This window comes from Pseudoduganella danionis (assembly GCF_009720775.1).
In the GTDB taxonomy this organism is placed as follows: domain Bacteria; phylum Pseudomonadota; class Gammaproteobacteria; order Burkholderiales; family Burkholderiaceae_D; genus Rugamonas; species Rugamonas danionis.
In genome coordinates this window covers 23192-47336 of sequence record NZ_WNKW01000005.1, presented here as the reverse complement: position 1 = coordinate 47336, position 24145 = coordinate 23192, and the positions used below count along the sequence as shown (strand labels likewise).

15 protein-coding genes are annotated in these 24145 nt (G+C 62.7%); 3 read left to right on the top strand and 12 right to left on the bottom strand.

The window, feature by feature from the left end; all coding sequences use genetic code 11:
- Window positions 1-2: 2 nt before the first annotated feature.
- The 7 genes from GM655_RS16815 to GM655_RS16785 all read right to left on the bottom strand — a co-directional run bounded on the left by GM655_RS16815 (window position 3) and on the right by GM655_RS16785 (window position 11423).
- Window positions 3-917: a ribose-phosphate pyrophosphokinase gene (locus GM655_RS16815; protein ID WP_155435853.1), complete on the bottom strand. Its 915-nt coding sequence runs from the start codon at window positions 915-917 to the stop codon at window positions 3-5.
- Window positions 914-2425: a thymidine phosphorylase family protein gene (locus tag GM655_RS16810; protein ID WP_155435852.1), complete on the bottom strand. Its 1512-nt coding sequence runs from the start codon at window positions 2423-2425 to the stop codon at window positions 914-916. Before GM655_RS16810 ends, GM655_RS16815 begins: the two co-directional genes overlap by 4 nt.
- Window positions 2422-3783: an MBL fold metallo-hydrolase RNA specificity domain-containing protein gene (locus GM655_RS16805; protein WP_155435851.1), complete on the bottom strand. Its 1362-nt coding sequence runs from the start codon at window positions 3781-3783 to the stop codon at window positions 2422-2424. The genes GM655_RS16810 and GM655_RS16805 overlap by 4 nt, the downstream gene beginning before the upstream one ends.
- A gap of 98 nt (window positions 3784-3881) precedes the next feature.
- Window positions 3882-5009, bottom strand: coding sequence for an acyltransferase family protein (locus tag GM655_RS16800; RefSeq protein WP_155435850.1), 1128 nt, complete (start codon window positions 5007-5009; stop codon window positions 3882-3884).
- A 96-nt stretch (window positions 5010-5105) separates the two neighbouring features.
- The gene (locus GM655_RS16795; RefSeq protein ID WP_196308796.1) at window positions 5106-8267 is read right to left on the bottom strand and encodes a ligand-binding sensor domain-containing protein; all 3162 of its coding nucleotides are present in this window, start codon (window positions 8265-8267) and stop codon (window positions 5106-5108) included.
- Between the two features lie 131 nt (window positions 8268-8398).
- Window positions 8399-8656 (bottom strand): hypothetical protein, encoded by a 258-nt coding sequence (locus GM655_RS16790; protein WP_155435848.1) that lies wholly within the window; start codon window positions 8654-8656, stop codon window positions 8399-8401.
- Window positions 8657-8831: 175 nt separating this feature from the next.
- Window positions 8832-11423 carry a bifunctional aconitate hydratase 2/2-methylisocitrate dehydratase gene (locus GM655_RS16785; protein ID WP_155435847.1) on the bottom strand — a complete coding sequence of 864 codons (2592 nt, stop codon included), beginning with the start codon at window positions 11421-11423 and terminating at the stop codon, window positions 8832-8834.
- A 375-nt stretch (window positions 11424-11798) separates the two neighbouring features.
- On the opposite strand from GM655_RS16785, the gene GM655_RS16780 reads away from it, so the two are divergent.
- From GM655_RS16780 to GM655_RS16770, 3 genes are read left to right on the top strand one after another with little or no spacing between them, the layout of a single operon-like run.
- Window positions 11799-14030, top strand: coding sequence for a hypothetical protein (locus GM655_RS16780; protein WP_155435846.1), 2232 nt, complete (start codon window positions 11799-11801; stop codon window positions 14028-14030).
- Window positions 14030-15976 (top strand): GTPase family protein, encoded by a 1947-nt coding sequence (locus tag GM655_RS16775; RefSeq protein WP_155435845.1) that lies wholly within the window; start codon window positions 14030-14032, stop codon window positions 15974-15976. Before GM655_RS16780 ends, GM655_RS16775 begins: the two co-directional genes overlap by 1 nt.
- Complete coding sequence (locus GM655_RS16770) at window positions 15973-16800, top strand: hypothetical protein (protein WP_155435844.1); 828 nt, start codon at window positions 15973-15975, stop codon at window positions 16798-16800. Before GM655_RS16775 ends, GM655_RS16770 begins: the two co-directional genes overlap by 4 nt.
- 21 nt (window positions 16801-16821) lie before the next feature.
- Here the strand turns inward: GM655_RS16770 and GM655_RS16765 are convergent, their stop codons facing one another.
- The 5 genes from GM655_RS16765 to GM655_RS16745 all read right to left on the bottom strand — a co-directional run bounded on the left by GM655_RS16765 (window position 16822) and on the right by GM655_RS16745 (window position 24135).
- Complete coding sequence (locus GM655_RS16765; protein ID WP_155435843.1) at window positions 16822-17976, bottom strand: acetyltransferase domain-containing protein; 1155 nt, start codon at window positions 17974-17976, stop codon at window positions 16822-16824.
- Window positions 17977-17987: 11 nt separating this feature from the next.
- On the bottom strand, window positions 17988-20159 hold the full coding sequence (locus tag GM655_RS16760) for a TonB-dependent siderophore receptor (RefSeq protein WP_155435842.1): 2172 nt from the start codon (window positions 20157-20159) through the stop codon (window positions 17988-17990).
- Between the two features lie 84 nt (window positions 20160-20243).
- Window positions 20244-20573 (bottom strand): hypothetical protein, encoded by a 330-nt coding sequence (locus tag GM655_RS16755; RefSeq protein ID WP_155435841.1) that lies wholly within the window; start codon window positions 20571-20573, stop codon window positions 20244-20246.
- Window positions 20574-20654: 81 nt separating this feature from the next.
- Window positions 20655-23030: a TonB-dependent receptor domain-containing protein gene (locus GM655_RS16750; RefSeq protein ID WP_155435840.1), complete on the bottom strand. Its 2376-nt coding sequence runs from the start codon at window positions 23028-23030 to the stop codon at window positions 20655-20657.
- Window positions 23031-23151: 121 nt separating this feature from the next.
- Entirely contained in the window at window positions 23152-24135 is a 984-nt protein-coding gene (locus GM655_RS16745; protein ID WP_155435839.1) for a response regulator, read from the bottom strand.
- Between the last annotated feature and the right edge of the window lie 10 nt (window positions 24136-24145).

The window sequence follows — 24145 nt, the reverse complement described above, 5'->3', positions numbered from 1 at the left end:
GGCTAGTGCTGGGCGCTTTCGGCCAACATGCGCCGGGCCGCTGCGGCCAGTGCCGGCATCAGGTCTATGCCGTTGCTGGCATGCGGCACGGTATTGCAACTGACCACAGCGGCCACGCCAGCCTGTTGCAGCACGCTATAGGCATCGCCGGCAAACAGCGCATGCACGGCAATGCAGATGGGCGCAGCTGCGCCAGCCTGCTTTAGCTGGCCCGTTGCAGCCACCATGGTACGTGCGGTCGAAGCGATATCGTCCACCAGCACGGGTGTGCGCCCTGCCAGCAACTGGGCCGGCGGCAGCGACACGGCTACTTCGTGATCGCCGCTGCGCACCTTGCTCAGCACTGTGTACGGGCAGCCGGCCAGTTCGGCCACGTGGGCGGCCCATTGCTCGCTTTCGCTGTCCGGCCCCACCACCACCGGCGCCGCCACGTTCTGGCGTATCCACTCGGCGATGGCCGGTGCAGCCGCCACCACCTCGCTGGCTACGCTATACACTTCGTCCAGGCTGAGGATGCGGTGCAGATGGGGATCCACCGTCACCAGCGCATCGCAGCACGACGACAGCAGCCGCGCAAAGTGACGCGCCGTAATGCCCTGCCCCGGCTGGAACACGGCATCCTGGCGCATATATGGCAGATATGGCAGCACCAGCACGATACGGCGCGCACCGAGTTCGCGTGCCACGCAGGCCGACAGGTACAGCGGCAGCAGCTTGTCATCCGGATGGTCGAGCGCAGCCACCAGCACCACGTCACGCCCCTGCGGTTCGGGCAAAATCTGCGGGCAATTCTCGCCATCGGGAAAACGGTGCAGCGTCAGATGTCCACGTTCGCATTCGATGCTAAGTGCCAGAGATACGGCCAAAGATTCGGCTAGTACTTCGGCGCCCGGCATGGCCAGTATCAGCGGTTTCATGGGTGCTCCTCGATGGTGTAGAGGTCTTCCTGTGCATGGGCATAGCTGAGTGCATACGCCAGCTCACCGGGTGATTCTGCGTGCAATGTGTACAGCGGCTGGCCAACTTCCACCGTCGAGCCTATCGCCACATGCAGCAACAGGCCGGCCGCGCTGGCCTTGGGTGCACCGGCCAACTTGGCCAAGCGGGCCAGCCGGCGGTTGTCTACTGCCACCACCCGGCCCGCATGCTGGGCCGTGATCACATGGGTATGGGCGGCGCGGCCCGGCTCACGCATGCCGCCCTGCGCTGCGCACAGGGCCTGCATCTTGTGCCATGCCGCACCGCTGGCCAGTACTTCCATTGCCAGCGCCACGCCCTGCCCCGGCAAGGCTTTGCCGCCCAGCTCCAGCAGGCGGCCTGCCAGCGTGACGGCACGCTGGCGCAGATCATCGGGTGCACCAGCTTCGTTGCGCAAGACGGCCAGCACATCCCAGGCTTCCAGCGCCGGGCCTATGCCGCGCCCTACCGGCTGCGAACCATCGCTCTGCACCACATCGATGGCCAGACCGAGCGCCGTACCGACTTCGATCAGGCGGCCCGCCAGTGCTGCAGCAGCGGCCGGCGAACGCACTTTGGCGGTGCGGCCGACGGGTATATCGATTACCACGTGAGTCGAACCGGCAGCGATTTTCTTCGACAGCACGGACGCTACCAGCAGCCCGTCGCTATCGAGTCCCAGCGGCCGCTCGACGCGGATCAGCATGTCGTCGGCAGGACTCAGCGAAACGGCGCCGCCCCAGACGATGCAGCCGCCCTCCTGATCCACCACGCGCCGCATGGCTGGCAGGTCCAGTCCCACCGGCGCCAGGGTTTCCATAGTGTCGGCCGAGCCGGCCGGCGAAGTAATCGCGCGCGACGAAGTCTTGGGAATGGTCAGGCCGCAGGCTGCCACGATAGGCACCACGATCAGCGTGGTACGGTTGCCGGGCAGGCCGCCCACGCAATGCTTGTCCACCACGATGTCGCGCTCCCAGTACAGGCGCTGGCCTACTCCCACCATCGAACGGGTCAGGGCGATGGTCTCGGCCACGTCCATGCGGTTGCCGGAACAGGCCGTGATCAGCGCGGCCATTTCGATATCCGAGTAGTGGCCGCCGGCGATATCGTGCACGATGGATTCCACCGCATCGCTGGTGAAGGGCCGGCCATAGATCTTGCCGCGCACGGCCGAGAAGGACTGCAGCGGCGGCGCATGCTTGACCTTGACGGGCGCGCCGTCCTCACCACCGAGTGCATGCCAGGCCGCTTCGGACAGGCCGAGTTGATGGCGCCCTATCAGTGACTCGTGCACCACGTTGAGCGTGGCGATGATATGGCGGCTGCCGCAGCACACCTGTATGCGCGACTGGGCCTCGAAGCCTTCCGAACGGCAGATCGGCGAATCGCTGCGCAGATAGGCCACCAGCTCCTGATAGGTGTCGATGCCGAGACGGCGCAGCACCAGTGCATCGGGATTCAGATTCATACCAGCTCCACCTGTTCTTTGTATTCAGGCACGCGGCAAGGCCAGTGCAGGGTTTCTTCGATGCGGTGGCGCAGCGCATCGGCCGCATCCGGCTCGCCGTGAGTGATGAACACCTGCTTGGGCGCCTGCTTGAAATGACCGAGCCAGCCCAGAATCTCATTGGCGTCAGCATGGGCGGACAGGTTGTCGATCTGGCTGACCTGCGCGCGCAGCGGCACATATTCGCCATGGATCTTGATCGCGTCCACGCCGTCCAGCATGGCGCGGCCACGCGTACCGCCAGCCTGGAAGCCGGCGAACAGGATGGTGTTGCGGCTATTCGGCGCAAACGCTTTGAGATGGTGCAGCACGCGGCCGCCAGTGGCCATGCCGCTGGCGGCAATGATTACCATCGGCATCTGCCGCTGATTCAGCTCGATTGATTCTTCCACGCTGTTGACGATCTTGGCGGCATGGCACATGGCCAAGCATTCCTGCTGGTTCAGGCGATGCAGCTTGCGGTGCTTCTGGTACAGCGCCGTGGTATCGATCGCCATCGGACTGTTCAGATAGACCGGCAGCAGCGCGGGGATCTCGCCACGCTGTTTCAGCCGGTGGATTTCATACAGCAGCGACTGGGCACGGCCGACAGCGAACGAAGGGATGACCGTCACGCCACCGCGCGCGGCCGTGTCGCGTATGGTCTGGCCCAAGAGTATGGCCGGATCGGCCGGATCATGGCTGCGGTTGCCATAGGTCGATTCCAGCACCAGATAATCAGTCTGTTCTATCAGCGTGGGCTCAACCATGATGGCGTCATGCAGCCGGCCCAGATCGCCAGAGAAAGTCAGCGTGCGCTTGCCATCGTTGAGCGTGACGATGGCAGCACCGAGGATATGGCCGCCCAGCGCGAGTTGCGCCGTCAGGCCGGCCGCCACCTGATGCGGCTTGCCGAAGGGAATCGGATGGAAGTAGTCCAGCGCGCGCAGCGCATCTTCTTCCGTGTACAGCGGCAGTGCCGGTGCATGGCGCGAATAGCTGTGGCGGTTGGCATGGTTGGCCTCTTCTTCGAGCAGGCGGCCGCTATCGGGCAGCAGGATCTTGCACAGGTCGTAGGTGGCCTCGCTGCAGTAGATCTTGCCACGGAAACCTTCGCGCACCAGCAGCGGCAGATAGCCGCTGTGGTCGAGGTGGGCGTGGGTCAGCACCACGGCATCGATGGAATCAGGCGGCACGGGAAACTCTTCCCAGTTGCGCAAGCGTAGTTGTTTATAGCCCTGAAACAGGCCGCAGTCGATCAGGATGGTGGCGCTGCCCGTATTGAGCAGGTATTTGGAACCGGTCACGGTGCCCGTGGCACCAAGGAATTTGAGCTTCATGGCATGGCCTTGGAGTGTTGTACGTTGGCCGGCGCAGTCGGTCACTGCGTCTAGGTCTAACGACAACATTGCCTGTAGTAAAGCTCAATTTCCTTGATCTAGGTCAAATTATCGCTGGTGCGTCCTGCTAGGCCAGCAAATCGCGCAGGCAAGCTGCGCAGCCAGTCCACCAGGCGCTGCTCCACCAGCTCGTAATAGCCATAGGCCACCACCAGACAGATGGCCGTGGAACACCAGACGAAATCCCAGCTATGCGAACTCCAGCCATGGCGCTCGACATACCGGATCAGCAGCTGCTGGGTGCAAGTGTGGGTCAGGTAGAGTGAGTATGAAATACTGCCCAGCCATAGCAGCAGCGGCGGCACGCGCAGGCTGACCGTCTTGCTGATCAGGGCCAGCGTAAGTACCAGCGCGCCGGCAAACAAGCCCCAGCCCATGGGGCCGTGGAAAGTCCAGAAGCGCACCAGGCTGTACCAGCTACCGGCCGCCACCACCAGTAGCAGCAGATGCCAGCACAGGCGCGCCGAAGGCAGCCGCAACGGGCTACGGTACAGCCAGGCCGCCCACACGCCGAACAGGAATTCCAGTACCAGCGGGTTGCTGGCCACGTTCAGCAGCACGGGGCGCAGGCCGGCATCGTGCTGGGGGCTCATATTCCAGTCCTGCCACACTACGGGATCGAGCAGCACACCGCCGATAATCAGACCGTGCAGCACCAGCCAGCGCCAGCGCTGGGCACACATGGACAGCGCAAACACGGCATAGAAATACATTTCGAATACCAGCGTCCACGCCACCGGCAAAAACATTTCAAAATACGGCGGGGTATGGCTGTTGGCCGGTATCAGCAGCAGAGTTTTGAGCAAGCCATTACTGCCAGCCGCCTTGAGCGCGGCCAGCCCGCCATTCATGGTGTAAGCCCAGACCAGCACCATCACGGCCAGCGGTGGCCAGACCCGTAGCAGACGCCGGCGCAGGAAACTACCCACTTCGCTGCGGCCCTGCCCCATGGTGGTGTAAGCCATGATGAAGCCGCTGATGACGAAGAACAGGTCCACGCCTGCCGCGCCCACCGTGAGCCAGTGTTCGGCCACCGGCCATTCCGGGGTATCCAGGAGAAAATAGCGGGCATGGGTGAATACCACGCCCAGACAGGCAATGGCACGCAGTGCCTGTATCCATTCGAGACGGTGCTGGGCCGGTTCCGCCTTCGCTGCTGGCTGCATAAACGTTAAATATGTTCTTTTGATAAAACATTATAACTTATTAAGCAGCCATCGTGCGGCGCCATCAGGACGGCGCCGGATCAGCCCCGGCGCAGTCTAGGCACTAGCCTGTGCAGCCAGATGGGACGACGAGCAATGCAGTTCCACATCAGACAAGGCTTGCCACTGGCGTAACTCTTGCCGCACGAGTGCGCGCAGCCGCTCCGCATCGCTTTCGTGCACGGCGTTGACCCCGCACCAACCGTCGCGCCCATGATGCTTGACGTGATATAGCGCAGCATCAGCCATTTCGATCAGCACGGGCCAGCCTACGGCCTGCGGCTGGGCAGCACTCAGCGGGAAGCAGGCATAGCCAATCGAGCAGGTCTTGCCCAGTGCCGTACCGTCGGGGAGCTGGAATGGCTGACGTGCCACGGCCAGCCGGGCCCGCTCGGCCAGTTCAGGCGCGCGGCTGCGCCGCGTGGCGCGTGCCACGATGAGGAATTCCTCGCCACCCCAGCGGATCAGATAATCGCTGTCGCGGAAGATCGATAGCAGGCGCGCACGCATCTGCTGCAACACGGCATCGCCGGCAGCATGGCCATACTGGTCATTGACGGGCTTGAAGTGGTCAATATCGATCAGGAAGAAGATCAGGTCGCAGTCATCGCCCGTCTGCACGCCACGGCGTTCCTGCTCGGCATAGCGGCGCAGCGACTGGTCGACATCGCTATCGATATGCTCGGTCAGGAAGCGGCGGTTATGCATGCCCGTCAGCGGATCCGTACGGCTGGCCAGCTCCAGCGCCACCGTCTTGGCTTCCAGCGCGGCCGAAACCTGCTGCAATTCCGCCGTACGTTCGCTGACACTGCGCTCGAGCATCTGCTTGCGGCGCTGCAACTGGCCGGTACGCCACTGCAGCAACGCCAGCAGCGCCAGCACCAGCAGCACGACCAGCCCGCTACGGGCCCACCAGGTTTCCCACCACAGTGGCAGCACCTGCACGCTCAGGCTGGCCGAATAAGGGCTCCACACGCCATTGCGGTTACTGCCCTGCACCTGCAAGGTGTAGTTGCCGGGCGGTAGCTGGTCATAGCTGGCCACCCGCAGCGCAGCGTCCGTCTCGCGCCAGTCTTCGTCGTAGCCCTGCAACTGGTAGCGGTAATGCAGTCCTTCCGGATAACTGTAGTCGAGCGCAGAAAATTCCACCCGCAGCGTACGCTGCTGCGGGCCTATCTGCAGCACGCCTGCGCCCGGCGCGACAATGGCTTGGCCGCCTGCGAGCACACGCGTCAGCACCACCGGCGGCTGGTAAGCCCACGGCACATAGCGCGTGGTATCGATCAGCAGCAGGCCGGCACTGCCACCGAACAGCATGCGGCCATCCTTGAGCGCCGTGTAGGAACGGAACCAGCCGGTACCGAAATCCACCCCATCGGCCGGACTGAATTCGTAGAACTTGTCGCTGGCGGGCAGATAGATGCCGCGGTGCGACCAGATGCGCCCCTGGCCATCGCGCAGCAGATTGGCGCCTATGCTGCGCCGGCTGCCAGCCCGTACGGGGATCATCAGCGTATAGCGCGCGCGCTGGCCCTCGATCTGGTCGATACGGTATAAACCATTATCCGTTTCGCACCAGTAGGCGCCATCGCTATACAGCAAACCCTTCACCGACCAGCCGGCCGCCTTGGCATCGGGATAGGATTGCAGCTCGTGCAGCTCGTTGCCTGCGGCATCGCGCCAGTACATGCCATCCACCCCGCCGACCCAGATGCGGCCATCAGGTGCCAGATCGAGCGCATCGACATAACCGCGCAAAGGCCCGCCCTGGGCCAGCCGGACAGGCTGCAGCTCGCTGCCGCCCGCCGCCAGCCTTAGCAGACCATCCTGGGTCGCAATCAGCAGCGCGCCGTCCGGCTCGAACAGCAAGCGCCGCACCTTGCCGCCGCCCGTATCGTAGCTGCGCAGCAGGCGCCGCTCGGCATCGAACTGGTACAGGCCGTAATCGGCACCCAGCCAGATCTGGCCGGAGCGGCTTTGCGCCATGGCCGTGACGGGACTGGCGCCGGCCTGCGCCGCACGGTTGCGCGGCAGCGCCAGATGGCCGCTGGGCCGCAAGTCACGATCGAGTATCGCCACGCCGCCTTCCGAACGACCGAGCCAGACTTCACCATTGGCCATCTGTAGCACGCTGCGCACACTGATGTCGGCCTGCGGATCACTGCCATCCGGTACCAGCACGGCAATGCCGGGCAAAGGCGGCACATAGCGCTGCACGCCACCAGAAAACTCGCCCACGAACAGTACGCCGGACGCGTCGCGCACCAAGCCCCGCACATCGGCGCCGGGCAAGGTGTGGGGCTGGTCGCGCCGGTGCGTCAGGCGCTCGCGCAGCGCACCGCTGGCGGCATCGCGTACGTCGATGCCATTGCCGCGCCCAACCCAGACCGTATGCTGGTCCGCTGCCACCATGGTGTTGACGGGGCCGGCTGCTTCGCTGCCATCCTGCGCCATCCAGCGCACGCTGCCACGCACGGGATCCAGCATCAGCAGGCGGCCACTCTGGGTACCCACCCAGACTATGCCGGCCGCATCCTGAAACAGCATGGTCACGGTTTCCTGCGCCAGCGCCTGCTGGTCGGCGCCAGCCGCCAGCACTGCATCAAAGCGCTGCGAGGCGCGTTTCTTGCGCACCAATCCTTGCCGCCCACCGGCCCACACATCGCCTTGGCGGTCGACCAGCAGGGCAAACATCCAGTCACTGGGCAAGCCCGCCGCGCTACCGCGCCAGTGGCGGAACTGCTTGGCGCCGGCCGGCAGATAATCGACCCCGCCGCCCGAAGTGGCCACCCATAAGCCGCCCTGCTCTTCGCGCGCCAGCGCGCGCACCACGCCGTTGGTGAGTGAGTCCGGATCGGCCGCATCATGCTGGTAGAACACGGAATGGCCGCTATCGGCATCCACATCGGCCAGCCCGACCGTGACCAGCCCGGCCCACAGACGGCCGTGGCCGGCCGGCACGATGGCCGTCACGAAACCCATTTTTTCTGCGCTGCCGGCAGCGGCTTTCAAGCCAAAGCGCTGAAAGCGGTAGCCATCGAAGCGCGCGAGTCCGGTAGGGCCACCGGCCCAGATAAAGCCGCGCTCGTCCTGTGCCAGTGCCGTCACCACTCCGTCCGGGATAGCGTCGCCTATCAGGGTAGGAATAAAGCGCAGCCCCTGCTGCGGCATGGGACTGGCCAGCGCCCTGCCGCCCGTCAGGCTGGCAGACAGCAACATAAACAACATTTGCAGCACGAGCAGCCGCGGCACCCGCTCAGCGCGGGCGCAGATCAGGAACAGCGGGTGCAGAACAGCGGTGAAGATAAGGCGCAGCATTCAGCGACAGGCAGACTGGCGGGAAGCCACACTCATGGTCTGGCCGGTTCAGGCGCTGGCGCTGGCGCAGCAGCCTTTTTGCCGGCCTCTTCTTCCTTCTGCTGTTTGGCCTTCTGCTTGGCCATATGGCGGCCAGCCACGCAACCGACGACTGCACCGGCCACCGCATGCTTGCCGGCCACATGTCCGACCACGCCGCCCACTACGGCACCTTTGATACAGCCCTTGGCCTGCACTACCGGCGTTGCACCTATCAGCAACATCAGGCTCGCTGCTATGATTTTCTGCATATTCCTATCCTCCCAGTACTGCTTGTATAGCTAACATATTACACGCCTATGCGCCGCTTGCATGCATCAGGCTGAAGCAATGTCCGTTTCAGAAAACAAAAGGCCCGTACGCTGCAACAGCGCACGGGCCTGATCAGCGCGGGTGCCGCTGGCGGCACCCTGGCTGAGGAGCGAATTACTTGCTGATGGCGACGGTGTCAGCCACGCTGCGGAACTCGTCGATTTGATCGAAGTTCATGTAGCGGTAGATCTGCGAGGCGTTCTTGTCGATCACGCCGATCTGCGACATGTACTCTTCCTTGGTCGGGATGCGGCCCAGTGCCGAGCACACCGCTGCCAGTTCGGCCGAACCCAGATACACATTGGTTTCCAGACCCAGACGGTTAGGGAAGTTACGGGTCGAGGTCGACATCACGGTGGCGCCCTTGCGGATCTGTGCCTGGTTACCCATGCACAGCGAGCAGCCCGGCATTTCCATACGGGCGCCGGTGCGGCCCAGCGTGCCGTAGTGGCCTTCGGCCGTCAGCACTTGCGCATCCATCTTGGTTGGTGGCGCGATCCACAGACGGACCGGGATATCCGACTTACCTTCCAGCACTTTCGAAGCGGCGCGGAAGTGACCGATGTTGGTCATGCAGGAACCCACGAACACGTCGTCGATCTTGGCACCAGCCACGTCGGCCAGGGTTTTCACGTCGTCCGGATCGTTCGGGCAGGCCACGATAGGCTCGTGGATGTCGGCCAGATCGATCTCGATCACGGCAGCGTATTCGGCGTCGGCGTCCGGCGCCAGCAGTTCCGGATTGGCCAGCCAAGCTTCCATGGCCTGAATACGGCGTTCCAGCGTACGCTTGTCCTGATAGCCGGTCGCGATCATCCACTTCATCAGCGTGATGTTCGAGGTCATGTACTCGATGATAGGCGCTTTATCCAGATGCACGGTGCAACCGGCCGCCGAACGTTCAGCCGACGCGTCGGACAGTTCGAATGCCTGTTCCACTTTCAGTTGTGGCAGACCTTCGATTTCCAGAATACGGCCGGAGAAGATGTTTTTCTTGCCTTTCTTGTCCACGGTCAGCAGACCCTGACGGATCGCGTACAGCGGAATCGCGTTGACCAGATCGCGCAGGGTCACGCCCGGCTGCATCGCGCCTTTGAAGCGTACCAGCACCGATTCAGGCATATCCAGCGGCATCACGCCGGTCGCTGCAGCAAACGCGACCAGACCGGAACCGGCCGGGAACGAAATACCGATAGGGAAACGGGTGTGCGAGTCGCCGCCGGTGCCGACGGTGTCCGGCAGCAGCAGACGGTTCAGCCACGAGTGGATCACGCCGTCGCCCGGACGCAGCGCGACGCCGCCACGGTTTTCGATGAAGGTCGGCAGTTCGCGGTGCATCTTCACGTCCACCACTTTCGGATAAGCGGCGGTGTGGCAGAACGACTGCATCACCATGTCCGCCGAGAAGCCCAGGCAAGCCAGATCTTTCAGCTCGTCGCGGGTCATCGGGCCGGTGGTATCTTGCGAGCCCACGGTGGTCATCTTCGGCTCGCAGTAGGTGCCCGGACGGATACCTTTGCCAGCTGGCAGACCGCAAGCACGGCCAACCATTTTCTGGGCCAGCGAGAAGCCGCGGCCGCTGTCGGCCGGGTCTTGCGGCAGACGGAACAGGGTCGATACTGGCAGGCCCAGTGCTTCGCGGGCTTTGGCGGTCAGGCCACGGCCGATGATCAGAGGAATACGGCCACCGGCGCGTACTTCGTCGAACAGCACGTCCGATTTGACTTTGAATTCAGCGATGACAGCGCCGTTTTTCAGGGCTTTGCCTTCGAACGGACGCAGTTCGATCACGTCGCCCATTTCCATTTGCGATACGTCGAGTTCGATTGGCAGTGCGCCCGCATCTTCCATGGTGTTGTAGAAGATAGGAGCGATCTTGGTACCCAGGCAGACGCCGCCGAAACGCTTGTTCGGGATGAATGGAATGTCTTCGCCGGTGAACCACAGCACCGAGTTGGTGGCCGATTTACGCGACGAACCGGTACCGACCACGTCACCGACGTAGGCGACCAGATTGCCTTTGGCTTTCAGCGCTTCGATCTGCTTGATCGGGCCGACTTTGCCTGGCTCTTCAGGATTGATGCCCGGACGCGGGTTTTTCAGCATCGCCAGAGCGTGCATAGGAATGTCCGGACGGGTGGTGGCGTCAGGCGCTGGCGACAGATCGTCGGTGTTGGTTTCGCCCGACACTTTGAACACGGTCAGGGTCATGCTCTGTGGTACTTCAGGACGCGAGGTGAACCACTCGGCGTCGGCCCACGACTGGATCACGGCCTTGGCGCGCGCGCTGCCCTTGTCGGCCAGTTCTTTCACGTCATGGAAGTAATCGAACATCAGCAGGGTCTTTTTCAGACCTTCGGCAGCGACGTCACCGACCACGGCGTCGTCCAGCAGGTCGATCATAGGCTTGATGTTGAAGCCGCCCAGCATGGTGCCCAGCAGGCGGGTTGCCAGCTCGCGCGACACCAGTGGCGAGCTTTCCGTGCCTTTGGCCACAGCCGACAGGAAAGCGCATTTGACTTTGGCCGCGTCATCCACACCGGCAGGAACGCGGTTGGTGATCAGGTCGACCAGGAATTGTTCTTCGCCAGCAGGCGGATTCTTCAGGAGTTCGACCAGGTCCGTGGTCTGGGCAGCCGACAGCGGCAGCGGTGGAATACCAAGGGATGCACGTTCAGCGACGTGGGTGCGGTAGGCAGCTAACATGGAGAACTCTCATTCAGGTTGATTGCAGGGAAGCGGAGCGACTCCGCCGACTCTGATGACTATTGTACCTCAACAAGTCTTATATAAGACATATAATAGGAGACAGCACACACATTTTGCCACAAAACAGCGGCCGCAACAGCTAAAACCGTGTTTTCGCCATCGCTCGCCGCGCCGGCCTGCCAGCCGTCCCCGACAGTATTTTGCACCTGTCCAGCCAATCGGGAAAGCGCAATCTGTCCCTCCCATGGTATTCCGCCACCACAACAGATAAATCATCGGCAGGCATGGCGATCGCCCTGCCCCGGGTGTATAGTTAGAAAAGAAACTAATGCCCTACAGCAACCATAATTCATCACTGACGCACGAACACTCATGCAAACACCCGAATTGCTGCTTACCCAACTCAACCAGGCGCTGCGCGAACTGCGGGGCGCCTCCCGGGCGCTGGACCTGCCAGAAATCGATGACCAGCTACTTCCCATCCTGCGCCGCCTGACACTAGCGGAAATCATGAGCACGCGCTGGATGATCGCCGTAGGCGGCACCCAGGGCGCCGGCAAGACGACGCTGATCCGCACGCTGTACGATCTCAACGATGACGATCCATGGCTGCCAGCTAACGAAGGCCGCGGCGAAACCTTGCCCGTATTGCTAGAAGAGAGCAGCGAGATCAATGCTCCGCAAGGCTACGCGCTGCAATTACAACCTGCAGCGGATGGTAGCGCGCGTTTTGAGATGGTGCGACACCCCCTGACGGCCAGCGAATTCGTGCAGGCCTGCCGCGGCCAGCGCGCCGAAGTGCTGCTACCCATACTGCAAGTGCCGGCACGCCATTTCCGCCATGCGGGCCAGTCCCTGCTACTGTTGCCCGGCTATGAGAAGCGCAATACCAGCAACCAGATCTGGCAGGATCTGATGCGCCAGGCGCTGGTCGGCGCTGCCGGCTGCGTGATCGTGACCGATGCCACCCGCCTCGCCAACAAGGACCAGCAGGACATCGTCAAAGACATGCTGGCCAATGAGTTGCGTACCGTGCAGCCGCTGGTAGTGATTACCAAGACGGAAGCTTGCGCCGGCCAGCAGGACAAGCTGGACGAATTGCGCCAGAGCGCCTTGAGCGCGTTCGCGCTGCATCAGGAAGGCGCTATGCAGCGCGTGATCTGCACCGGACAGGACCAGCCGGGCAGCACTGGCGACTATGTGAGCCTATGGCGTCCGGCGGTGGCGGCCGCACTGTCCGGCATGTCGCTCAACGGCAGCGCAACGCGTCAGGTGCAGCTCCAGCAGCTCGAACAGGCGCTGGCCGTCGATCTGGTTGCCGTGCTGCGTGAAATCCGCACCCACGCCATGCTGGCCTTGCGTCAGGCCGGCAATGAAGACGGCAACCAGCAAACCATACGCAACTGTCTGGAAGCTTTTGACGACGCCAATGAGCAATTGCGGGAACAGCATTTGAAAATGGTGCGCGAACTGACCGCCCAGCACTTCGACACGGCCTGGCGCGCCATGGAACAGCGCCTGCTGGATCAGCACGAAGGCTTCTGGAACAAGCTAGGCAGCACCTTTGACACCGTAACAGAGACCCAGCGCAAACTGGAACAGAATGTGCTGACCAGTTGGCAGCAGGTCACTCCGCTGCTGGACCAGTATGCAGGCGGACTGGCCCAGCTTACCGCACGCAGTGCGGGCCCGCGCACGGTCGCGACCGCCCTGCCGGCCACGGCTGCGCCACTCCAGCGACTCGGCTATGTCGATGAACACCAGCAAGCCGTCAAGGCCCGCTTTACCGAAGAAAAAACCCAGAGCAATCTGCGTGCGCTGCTGTGCAGCCGTGCCGGCGTGCAGGAAAACACGGCAGCCGACGAAGATCTGGAGCGCACCGCAAGGCTGCTGCCGGTGCTGGTGCTCGAATACACGCGCATCGCCGCCGTTTTACCGCAACTGGTGCAGATCGATGGCGCCACCCTGAGCCAGATGCCGGCAGGTGATCTGGCCGGCTCTATCGACCGCATGCAGCAACAGCTATCCCAGTTTGGCGACACGTCGCGCAGTCTGCTGAAAGGCATGGCCGCCATCATGGCCGTTGACGTAGCGGCCGACGGCCACGCTGACATCCTGAATGCGCTGCTGTCCAGCATAGGCATAGGCGCGGCCCAGAGCGCGGCCAGTACGGCCGCTACCGCAGCTGCTACCACGGCCGGTGCAGGAACCGTGGCCGCAGGTGGCGGTGCCGCCGGCGCGGTCGGCATGACGGTCGGCGGCGCCGTGGCAGCCGCCGTCGCCATCGGCTATCTGGCCCATTGCGCGCTGCAGGAAGTCAAGCGCTATGACGGTCAGGTGCGCCATCTGGCCCAGAGCATGCTGCAGAATATACGCGATCACCATCAGGTCCACTTCCTGGCCCGCTATGACGAGCTGATGGCCACCATGCGCTACCAGCTACAACAGGGCTTGCGCAGCCGCTACGGCATGGACCGCGCACTGATGGAGCAGGACCGTCTGCAGAAAGCGCTGGCCGACGTGCGCGTGCTGCAGCAGGATCTGCTGTCGCAACTGGCCAGTTCGGGCCAGACCCTGGCCCTGTTCGATACGGCAGCCGCCTGATGGAAGTCATGGCACCGGCCAGGCACTGGCACGCGCTGCAGCAAGAGCGGCTGGGCTGGGCCTACCGGGCCTACCGCCGCTTTATCGATAGCCTGAGCGCTGAAGTGCGCAGCCATTTCATCAGTGCCAGCGAGCAGCAGCCCCCCTATGTGGTAGTGTTCGGCATGACCCAGGTAGGCAAGACCACCCTGCTGCTCGAACTGATGGGCCTGGACATCGCTGCCCAGACCCGGGTCGGCCAGATTCTGCGCGGCGGCCGCGCCAGCGGCATGTCGGCTACCGCCACGACCATGGAATACCGCCGTTCGCCCGATCAGGACTGGCACTTTGATGATGGCAGCGGCCTGCGCCGCATAGGCAGCGACGCCGCCATGCAGGCGGCACTGGGCGAGCTGCGCCAGCGCATGAGCGAACGGCGTCTGCATCCCGATCAGCCGGTGGTCGTCGCCATTCCGGCCGATTGCTTCGACAGCAGCCAGACCGATAGCGGCATACGCATGCTGGACCTGCCCGGCGACAATCCGGCAGACGAAATCGAGCGCGAACACGTGCAGCAGATGGCAGCACGCTATGTGCCCCATGCCGATCTGATACTGCTGGTCGGCCGCGGTGACAATCTCTCCTTCCTGATTCCGGCCGCACTTAACCTGCCCAGCATCGAAGACTGGCAGTATGTGCCGGGCCGCTTCCGCATCGTCACCACATTTGCCTTCACGCCCAGCACGGTACAGAGCTTCGCCGCCCAGCATCCGGACCAACTCGATGCGGCCTTGTTCCGCGCCCGCCTGCAACAGGAAATCCGCAGCTTCGATCTGGTGCTCTCGCCCGAAGCGTCGCGCCCGGAACTGTACTACCCGCTGGAGCTGGGCAGCTCATGGCATGCGATGCTGGCACAGGACACACCCTATGCGCGACGGATACAGCCCGTCGTGCAAGGGCTCAAGGACAGCCTGATGGCTGATATTCGCGCCTCTGCCAGCGAGGCCGCACGCTTCCGTAACGCGCTCGACGTGCATGTGGTCACGCGCTGCAAGCGTGAAGCCCACCTGCAACTGGCTGAGCAGCAGCTAGCACAGGTGCGCGAGCAGGTCGAGCAGGCCGAAGCGCTGGCCCGGCAAGCCAGTGAGGGCGCCGCTGCCGCCATGGCAGAAGCTAACGCACTGCATGCCCGGCTGGCGCAATGCTCCGCCGCCTGTGAAGAACTAAAGACCTCCCCCAGCATCGATGCCAGCGCACAGGTCGAACTGGTCAATCAGCTATGGACCAATACCAGCGCCTTCTATGCCCGCATCAATGACTTCACCGGCTGGCTACGCCAGCAGTTTCTCGACGCTGCGCCGGCTGCGGGCAGCGTCACGCGCCGCCTGCTCGGCAAAGCCAAGCCGCGCATGGATCAACATATCGGCACCGTCAACCAGCTGGCCGATGCGGAATTCGATGTGCTGATACGGCGCATGGGCGACTACTGGCGCGACGAATATTATCCTAGCGTATCGGACAGCTTCGCCGACGACAAAGCACGCCTCAAAGCCGATATCCGCGATGTCGCGCACAAGGTCAGCGTGCTGGCGCAGAATTTATGGATGCAGATACTGGCTGAACAATTACATGCACTCGAAGCGGAAGCCGAGCGCTGTGCGCGCAGTGCCGCCAGCCTGCTGCACATTAAAACCCAGCAGAACAACCTCCGCGCCGAGCGCCTAGCCCAAGCCGACGTCATCCATGCCATCAAGGAGCAGGCGCTGGCGCGGCTGGAGCGTGACGAGGCCCAGGCCGCCCGTTTCAGCACCCTGCTCGATGAAGAATATCTGCACGAGCTACAGCAGCGCACCCGGCACATGGCCGGCGCCGCGCAAGCCAGTGTAGCGCTGCTGGAACTACTGGGCATCGTCGCGCTAAGCGATGAATACCGCAAAATCAAACTACCTCAACATCAGACAGCATGAACGCAAGCAACCATCAGCACGACCGGGAGTTACAGCGCCAGATCGAACAGCAGGAGAGTGCCATGGGCGATCTGCTCCTGCGCGTCATGGAACGGCCGCTAGCACCGCTGCAGCAATCCGTCACGGCACTGCAGCAGCAGTTCGAGCAGTTACAGCACAACACCACGCGCACGGTCCAGAGTCTGGCCGGCACGCTGGGCGAAACCATGGCAGACCAGACCAGCAAGATCAACAAGACCCTGGGCCAGTTGAATACCCGCGTCAACGATCTGGAAGATCAGCTCGAAGACCTGCGCAGCCAGCTCACAGCACTGGAACGCGCCCACAGCGCATTCCATGACGCCAGCCGCACGCAGCACCAGCAGGCAACTGAACGGTTTGCCCAGCTCGATGGCAGCGCTAGCCGCCTCCTGGACGCGGTGCAGAGCACGGCCGGCGCTACGGATCAGGCGCTAGGCAGTCTAAACGGCGAGCTGCAGAAACTGCATGGCGCGAATCAGACAGACACTGCCCAGCTTACGGACCAGCTAGGCGTGCTGGGTCGCCAGTTAGAGCATGGCCAGCACAGCACAACAGCACAACTGGCCGCCCTGCCGCCACGCCTGGCTGACTTGGCCGGTGGCGTGGAACATACGGGCCAGCGCCTGAGCGCCCAGCTGGAACAGCAGCTAGGCAGCCAGCACACGCTGATAGCCGCCAGTGTGCAGCAGGAACTGGCTAGCCAGCTCGCGCCCTTGCAACGGCGCGGCAACTGGATGCTAGCCCTTGCCGCAGGCTGTTGCGCCACTACGCTGGCGTTACTACTACTGCAGTTGCTGCGCTAACGGCAGACAGCAGGCCACGCTTCAGAAATAGCGCAGCCAGCGCCGCGGACTTTGCCGCTTGTAGCGGGCAAAACTGCGGCAACATGGGTAGAGCAGTGTCAGCAGCAGCAAGGCCAGCGCCCATAGCTGCCAGACGCTCTCCAGCCCCCAGCGGCTGCCATGATTGGCGCCCAGTAGCAGCACCAGCAGTTTCTGCAGCATGAGCAACACCAGCAGATGCAGCAGATAGAAGAACATGGGCGCCGAACCGAGCGTGGCAAAGTAGCGCGTGATGGCATGCTTGCGCCCCTCCAGTGCAGCCGCCAGCAAGGCCGCCCCACCCAGAGTCAGCAGCAGGTAATCCAGCGATGGCGGATATTTGCTGAAGTTGAGCATGGACATCAGCGTCGTCAGCGCGTCCGCGCCCTGCTCCCATGGCTGCGCTTCGCCATACAGATTGCTGCCGCGCAGTAGCACAAGCATGAGCAAAGCCAGTGCACCCGCCAGCACCAGCAGCCTGCGCCGCCGCTGGGCCGGCATGCTGCGGGCATAGAGCGGACCGGCAGCATAACCAAGCAGTATCACGCCTATCCATGGCAGCAAGGGATAGCTGACCTTGATCTGTAGGGCGCCATCGGCCAGCAGGTAGCCACGCTGCAGCAGCAAGGTCCACAGCACATAGCCGGCATCGTCCGGCGCCAGCCGCCAGCTGCTGATTGCGTTATGCCCACAGACTATCAGCGCACCGATGGCCGCCAGCCAGCGCAGTGGCAAGCGATGCAGCAGCGCCAGCACCAGCATGGCCAGTCCGATCACCCAGATCACCTGCAGGTAGAAAGTCGCCGGTGGCCATTGGCCATACCAGGCAAAATTCACCAGCGTCAGCTCCAGCAGCACCAGCAGCAGCCCCCGCTTGAGCAAAAAACCGCTGGCATCGCGCGGCCCGCTGGCAGGATGGGCATACAACCAGGCCGACAGCCCTGTCAGAAAGACGAACACGGGCGCACAGAAATGCGCCGCCAGGCGGGTAAAGAACAGCGCCGGCGGCGTACTGGCCAGCGCCATCGGGTCGGCCACCGGATGATGGGCAAAGAAGGATTCGCGCACATGATCGACCAGCATCAGCGCCATGACTATGCCGCGCAGCACGTCGATGGTGGCGATACGGTTGCTTTGTACCTGAAGGTGGTTCTGCATCGCTGCCTCCATCAGAACTGGTAATGCAGCTTGAGGCTGGCACTACGCGCAGGCCCCGGCGCCACCCATAACTGGCTATAGGAACTGGCGTAATACTGCCGGTCCAGCAGATTGTCGATATTCAGCGTGAATTTCAACGCTTTGCTAGGCGACCAGTCTGCCAACAGTTTGACAGTGGCATACGCTGGCAGCATAAACGCACTGCTAAAGGCTACATCCCCGGGCCGCGCACCCACATAGTTGAGGCCAGCGCCCAATGTGGCTGGCCGGCCCAGCACGCTGCCCGCCTGCGACAGCAGCAGATTGGCGCTATGGCGCGCCACATTGGGGAAGCGGCTACCGGTGGTGATCAGCTGATCGCCACGAGTGACCTGCGCATCCGTGTAGGCATAGCTGGCCGACAGCCGCAGCCCGCGCCGCAACTCGCCTGCCACGTCCAACTCCACACCCTGGCTGGCCATTTCTCCGGCGGGCAGCGCATAGTCCGTATTCAGCGGGTTGGTGGTCAGCACATTGCGCTTGGCGATGTGGTACAGCGCCAGCGTCGCACTCAAGCGCCCATCAGCAGATTCCAGCTTGGCTCCAGTCTCATAGGATTTGCTTTGCTCGGCCGGAAACGCCTGGTTGTCGATGCTGATGCCGCTGTTCGGCCGGAAGCCGCGCGCTACGCTGGCATACAGCGACACTACGGGCGCTGGCTGATATACCAGCCCTGCGCGCGGACTATAGGCGGCCAGCGTCTGCTGGTTGCGGCTGGCAGTGCGGCAATTCTGCACCGTCTGTGTATAGGCATCGCGCCGCAGCCCGAACAGGGCTTTCCAGCGCTGGTTCAGGTCTAGCTGATCCTGCAGATAAACGGCCTGGGCGCGCTGCTGTTCCAGCGTATCGATGGAAAGCGCCAGCGCGTCGGCCTTGCCACCGTACACAGGCTGGTAGATATCGATGGCATAGGGATAGGCGGCCGAGGGATTGCGCCGCAGCTGCACGCGCCGGTCATCGAAACGGTAGGCATCCACACCCAGCAGCACGGCGTGGCTGAACCCATCCGTCGCAAAGTGCCCTACCAGTTCGACACGGCCGGAACGGTCGGTAGCGGAAAAGTCGCGCAGACGGCGCTGCCGGCGCAGCGTGCGGCCATCGGCCAGCAAGCTGCTGGCCTCGGTCGAATAGCCGTATAGCGCGCTATCGCGGTAGGCCAGCCCGGCCTGCAGCTTCCAGTCATCATCAAGACTATGTTCGATGAACAGCTGATGTCCGAGGCTATCGATGCGCACGGGGCCGTCAGACGGCTCACCCAGAAAACGCTCGCGCGCCACACTACCTAGCCGGCCATTGATAGCCAGCACACCACGATCGAACGGCGTGCGCTGGCGCGCCTGTTCCAGTTCATACTCGACGCGGGTATCCGCATCGGGCAGCCACAGCAGCGAGCCAGCGGCCAGACCATGCCGGCTGGCGCCAGTGTCGCGGAAGTTGTCGCCTTGCTGGGCTGCGCCGTTGAAGCGGTAGGCCAGCGTTTCACTGAGCGGGCCGGTCAGGTCAACGTCGGCGCGACCCATGGCGTAACTGCCCAGCGCCAGATCGAGCGCATAGGCTGGATCGAAGCGCGGCTTCTTGGTGCGGATATTTACCGTGCCGCCCGGTTCGCCCCGGCCATACAGTGCAGACGCCGGCCCCTTCAGCACTTCCACGCTGGCCGTGCCGGCCATGTCACGCACGCCATTGTAGCCACGGCTGGAACTGAAACCGTTGACCAGATAGTCGGAGCCAAAATTGGGGTCGCCCGTAAACCCGCGCACGGCGTAGCTATCCCACAGGCCGCCCAGATTGCTCTGGCGGCTGAAGCCGCTGGCCAGTTCGAGCGCATCGGACAGATTGCGCACGCCCGCATCGGCCAGCAGATCGGCCGGCAGCACGCGCACGCTCTGGGGCAGATCTTTGAGCAGCGTGTCAGTCTTGCTGGCAGCCGTAGCCGACAGTGCACGATAGGCCTGCCGCACTGCATGAATACGGACTTGCTGCGATCCGGTTTCAGCAGATTCTGCAGATTCTGCAGCTTCAGCGGGCACCGGGGTGCCGGGTGGATAGTCCGCATCGGCAGATGCTGCAGCGACGGCAGGAGTAAGGACGAACAGGGACGACAGGGCGAGCGCGAGCTGGCCCAGCTTAGGAAGCTGATGCATGGTAAACCTCGGTATAGTGAACGCTACGGGCAGGCGCAGGCGATCCCGCGCACGGCCCGAATGAAATGGAATAACGTTGAAGAACTACACAGAGGCAGAGGGCGGACCACGTCCGGGCGGCAGCCAGCGCACATTGCTCGCGATGAGCAGGCTGGCTCTGGCAGCAGGCAGTGGGAAGCACGGTGGCTGGTGCGCGGGCGCCAGCACTGGCGGCACAGGTGTGTCGGCCAGCTTATCGGCCACCACCGCGCACACGGCGCAATCATGTATCGTGGCCGAACTTTTATGAACGTGCGTAACGGAAGCCGATACCAGCAGCAGGAAACTCAGTGCCGCCAGCAGGCTGACAGCCGAGCGCCAGTAGCCACGCTCACGCGCGGCTTTCCACCAGCCTGATTGTATGCCTGCTACCATCCATTACTTCCGTATTGCAACGCGCGACATCATAGCAAAAAAACCGCGCAATCCCTAGGCTGGGTTGCGCGCCCGGCTTGCCTAGTCTTTCTTCTCGCTGGCCGGCTTCTCGGCCGGGGCCGGCTTAGCCTGCTGGCCCTGGATCATGCGCATCGCATCTTTGCCGGCCTGGCTATCCGGATTCAGGCCGGCTGCCTGCAGCGCATTGCGCACTGCATCGTTGCCCGTGACGCCGCCAAAGGTGTAGCGCAGGCCCACATACAGCCGGCGCTGATGCACGCTCACATCATTGCGGTCACGCAGGATGTCGGTATCGACGCGGTAATGCTGGTCGGTACCGCGCAGCACGTCATTGGCACGGATGTTGAGCGACAGGCGCGGCGAGAATTTGTGCTCGAGCGCCAGATTCACCATGCTGAACGGGTCGCGATAGCCTTCGCCCGACAACTGTTTGCCTTGACGGAAGGTCATAAAGGTCAGCGTATCTTCCGGCGTGATGCTCCACTGCGCGCCGCCCTGCAGCCCCAGCGACGGCGTACGGCGTTTCTCACCAGTCGGTCCCAGCAAGCCCAGACGATCCTGCTCGACATAGCCCCAGTTACCATTGAACATGAAGCGGATCGATGGCAGCGTCATACCGCCGACCTTGATATTCGGCGGAATCATGGCCATGATGGAGAACTCCACCCCGCCTGCTGCACGGTCGCCTTCATTTTCCTTGGTGGTCAGCAGCGTGGTCGGACTGACAAAAGTGCGACGCTCCGTAATCACATCCGATTCATGGCGCAGATAGGCGCGCAGGCTGGCTGGCGCCAGTCCCTTGATCTTGGTCTCGTAGCCCAGTTCCAGCGAGTGCAGCTTGACCGGATGCAGATGCGGGTTGCCGGAACTGATGGAATACTCGCTGGCGTAATTGACGAAAGGATTCAGGTCGCCCGCATTCGGGCGCGAAATGCGGTCTGCGTACGACAGGCGCAGATTGGAGAACTGATCCAGCTTGTAGGTCAGGAACAGGCTGGGCAGATAATTGGTGTAGCGATTGCTAGCCTGCACATTGGTGCTGACCTGATTCAGGTCCAGCTCCGTATGCTCGACGCGCAAGCCGCCTTTGAATGACCATAGCGGGTTGATCGGCAGTTCATAGGTCGTATAGGCAGCAGTCACATCCTGTGACAACTCGAACAGATTGCTGCGGCGGCTATCGAGCGCGCCCGTATCGAGGAATAGATAGCGATAGTCGCTGGTCTGGCGCGTGCGCTGCCAACGTCCGCCCGCAGTCAGGAAACCGCCCCCCACCTTGCCGGAAAAATCCGTACTCAGGTCCGTCAGACGCACCTGGGTCTCCACGTTCTGGGTGTAGTTACGCAGCACGGGCGCCGCGATCACAGGCAGGCTCAGCGGCTGATACAGCGCGGCCGTATCCACATTATTGTTGTTCGAGGAGTGGCGCAGATCGACCTTCAGGCTTTCGCCATCCGTATTGAAGCGGCGCTCCCAGCCTGCGACGAATTCGTGATTGAGCGCATCGCCACTGGCAGTGCGATGGGTCAGGTAATCCACCAGCGGCGTGTTGCCCGTGCCGAAGTCGCTCAGATGTTCATTGGTGCGGGCATCATTGCCGCGCTTGTTCAGCGACACCGATCCCGTCAGCGTATCGCGCTCGTTGTAGTTGTAGCGTCCGCCTACGCCGCCCTGTATGAATTCCGTCAGGCCGCTGCGCTGCGAAGTCTGGTGCAAGCGGCTCACGCTGCCGCTGGCCGGATCGATGCGTTCGCGCATGCCATCCGTATCGGACTCATTGCCGTCGCGGCGATAGTTGAAAGTACCATTCACCGACGCATAGCCGGCGCTGTAGCTGCCATTGGCGAAAGCACTCTTGCGCCCGGCCGGACCAATATTGCTGGCCACACTGCCATTGCCACCGGGCTTGGTGTAACGGCGCGTAATCAGATTCAGTATCGGGCCGCCACCAGCCTCGTTGCCGAATTCCGCGCCCGGGTTGTTAATCACCTGCACCGATTCATAGTTCTCGGCCGGCAGTGCATTGATCGCGGCGGCACGATTTTCACCCTGCATCTGGGCCGTCGGTTTGCCATCCACCAGCACGGTGACGCGCTCGCTGCCGCGCAGACGCACGGTGCCGTTCGGATCGACGTTCACGGATGGCACGTTGTTCAGCACGTCGCCCACCGACGCACCCGACGTGCTGGCGTCGTTTTTGATGTCATACACCTGACGGTCGATGCGATTGGTCTGGCGCTCGCTGACCACGTTGACCACCGGCGTTACCGGCGCTTCCTGCGCCGCAGTATTGGCACCCTGGGCAGCCAGTGGCGCGGCAACCGGCTTGGCTGCTTCCTTTTCCTTGGAGGGTGCGGTTTGGGCTTGCGCCTGCCAGCTCAGCAGCAGTGCAGCGGAGAGTATCGTCAGCGACGGACGGGACGGCATGGACTTCATGGGTAGTAGCTTTAGCGTTAAACGAGAAGTTCGCCACCTTACCACTTTCGCTCAGGCCTAGCTAGCAAAACAGCAACATTTTTACCCGCACAAGCTGGCCGCAAGTCCGTGCCGGTACGCGTCAGTCAGCCCATCTGATCTGCACCGCGCGGATCTGCGCTTCCAGCGTCAGGAACAATTCGGCCAGCACCGGATCGAAATGGCTGCCGGCGTCTTTTCTGATCAGCGCAAAAGCTTCTTCCATGGTCCAGGCGCTCTTGTACGGACGCACACTGGTCAGCGCGTCGAATACATCGGCAATGGCCACGATACGGGCTTCCAGCGGAATCTGCTCGCCACGGATGCCGCGCGGATAGCCGCTGCCATCCCATTTTTCGTGGTGATTGCGGGCGATGCTGGCCGCCATCTGCAACAGACTGGAATCATCGTCACCGAGAATTTCGGCGCCGATATCGACATGGCTCTGCATGATTTTCCACTCGTCGGCATCGAGTTTGCCCGGCTTGAGCAGCACGGCATCGGGGATGCCGATCTTGCCGATATCGTGCATGGGGGCCGCTTCGAATAGCTGCTCGACAAACACGCCATCACAGCCCGCCGCCTGCGCCAGATGGCGCGCGAAATGGCTCATGCGGATCACGTGCATGCCAGTTTCATTGTCCTTGTACTCGGCCGCCTTGCCCAGTTTATGGATGATCTGCAAACGGGTCTTTTCCAGTTCTTCCGCGCGCACCAGCGACAGATGGGTCTTCACGCGTGCCTTGACCACGGCCGGACTCACCGGCTTGCTGATGTAATCGACCGCACCGGCCTCGAAGCCGGTCGCTTCATCATCCGCATCACTGAGGGCCGTGACGAAAATCACCGGTATCTTGCTGGTAGCGGGCTGCTGCTTCAGGCTGCGGCAGACTTCCAGCCCCGTCATGCCCGGCATCATGACATCGAGCAGGATCAGGTCCGGCTTTTCCTGTTCCGCCAGTTCCAGTGCCTTCTGGCCGTTGCGGGCAAACAGCAGCCGGTAATCATCCTGCAAGATATTGCGCAGCACCTGTAGATTGGTCGGCTCGTCATCGACCAGCAGCAAATTGGGAAGTGAATTCATCATAGGGGGCTCT

Coding starts and splice junctions, on each gene's coding strand:
- GM655_RS16760 (WP_155435842.1), bottom strand. CDS start 20,159: ATGCATCAGCTTCCTAAGCTGGGCCAGCTCGCGCTCGCCCTGTCGTCC.
- GM655_RS16800 (WP_155435850.1), bottom strand. CDS start 5,009: ATGCAGCCAGCAGCGAAGGCGGAACCGGCCCAGCACCGTCTCGAATGG.
- GM655_RS16815 (WP_155435853.1), bottom strand. CDS start 917: ATGAAACCGCTGATACTGGCCATGCCGGGCGCCGAAGTACTAGCCGAA.
- GM655_RS16745 (WP_155435839.1), bottom strand. CDS start 24,135: ATGATGAATTCACTTCCCAATTTGCTGCTGGTCGATGACGAGCCGACC.
- GM655_RS16750 (WP_155435840.1), bottom strand. CDS start 23,030: ATGAAGTCCATGCCGTCCCGTCCGTCGCTGACGATACTCTCCGCTGCA.
- GM655_RS16770 (WP_155435844.1), top strand. CDS start 15,973: ATGAACGCAAGCAACCATCAGCACGACCGGGAGTTACAGCGCCAGATC.
- GM655_RS16790 (WP_155435848.1), bottom strand. CDS start 8,656: ATGCAGAAAATCATAGCAGCGAGCCTGATGTTGCTGATAGGTGCAACG.
- GM655_RS16765 (WP_155435843.1), bottom strand. CDS start 17,976: ATGCAGAACCACCTTCAGGTACAAAGCAACCGTATCGCCACCATCGAC.
- GM655_RS16805 (WP_155435851.1), bottom strand. CDS start 3,783: ATGAAGCTCAAATTCCTTGGTGCCACGGGCACCGTGACCGGTTCCAAA.
- GM655_RS16775 (WP_155435845.1), top strand. CDS start 14,030: ATGGAAGTCATGGCACCGGCCAGGCACTGGCACGCGCTGCAGCAAGAG.
- GM655_RS16780 (WP_155435846.1), top strand. CDS start 11,799: ATGCAAACACCCGAATTGCTGCTTACCCAACTCAACCAGGCGCTGCGC.
- GM655_RS16795 (WP_196308796.1), bottom strand. CDS start 8,267: ATGTTGCTGTCTGCCAGCCTGACGGGCGGCAGGGCGCTGGCCAGTCCC.
- GM655_RS16785 (WP_155435847.1), bottom strand. CDS start 11,423: ATGTTAGCTGCCTACCGCACCCACGTCGCTGAACGTGCATCCCTTGGT.
- GM655_RS16755 (WP_155435841.1), bottom strand. CDS start 20,573: ATGGTAGCAGGCATACAATCAGGCTGGTGGAAAGCCGCGCGTGAGCGT.
- GM655_RS16810 (WP_155435852.1), bottom strand. CDS start 2,425: ATGAATCTGAATCCCGATGCACTGGTGCTGCGCCGTCTCGGCATCGAC.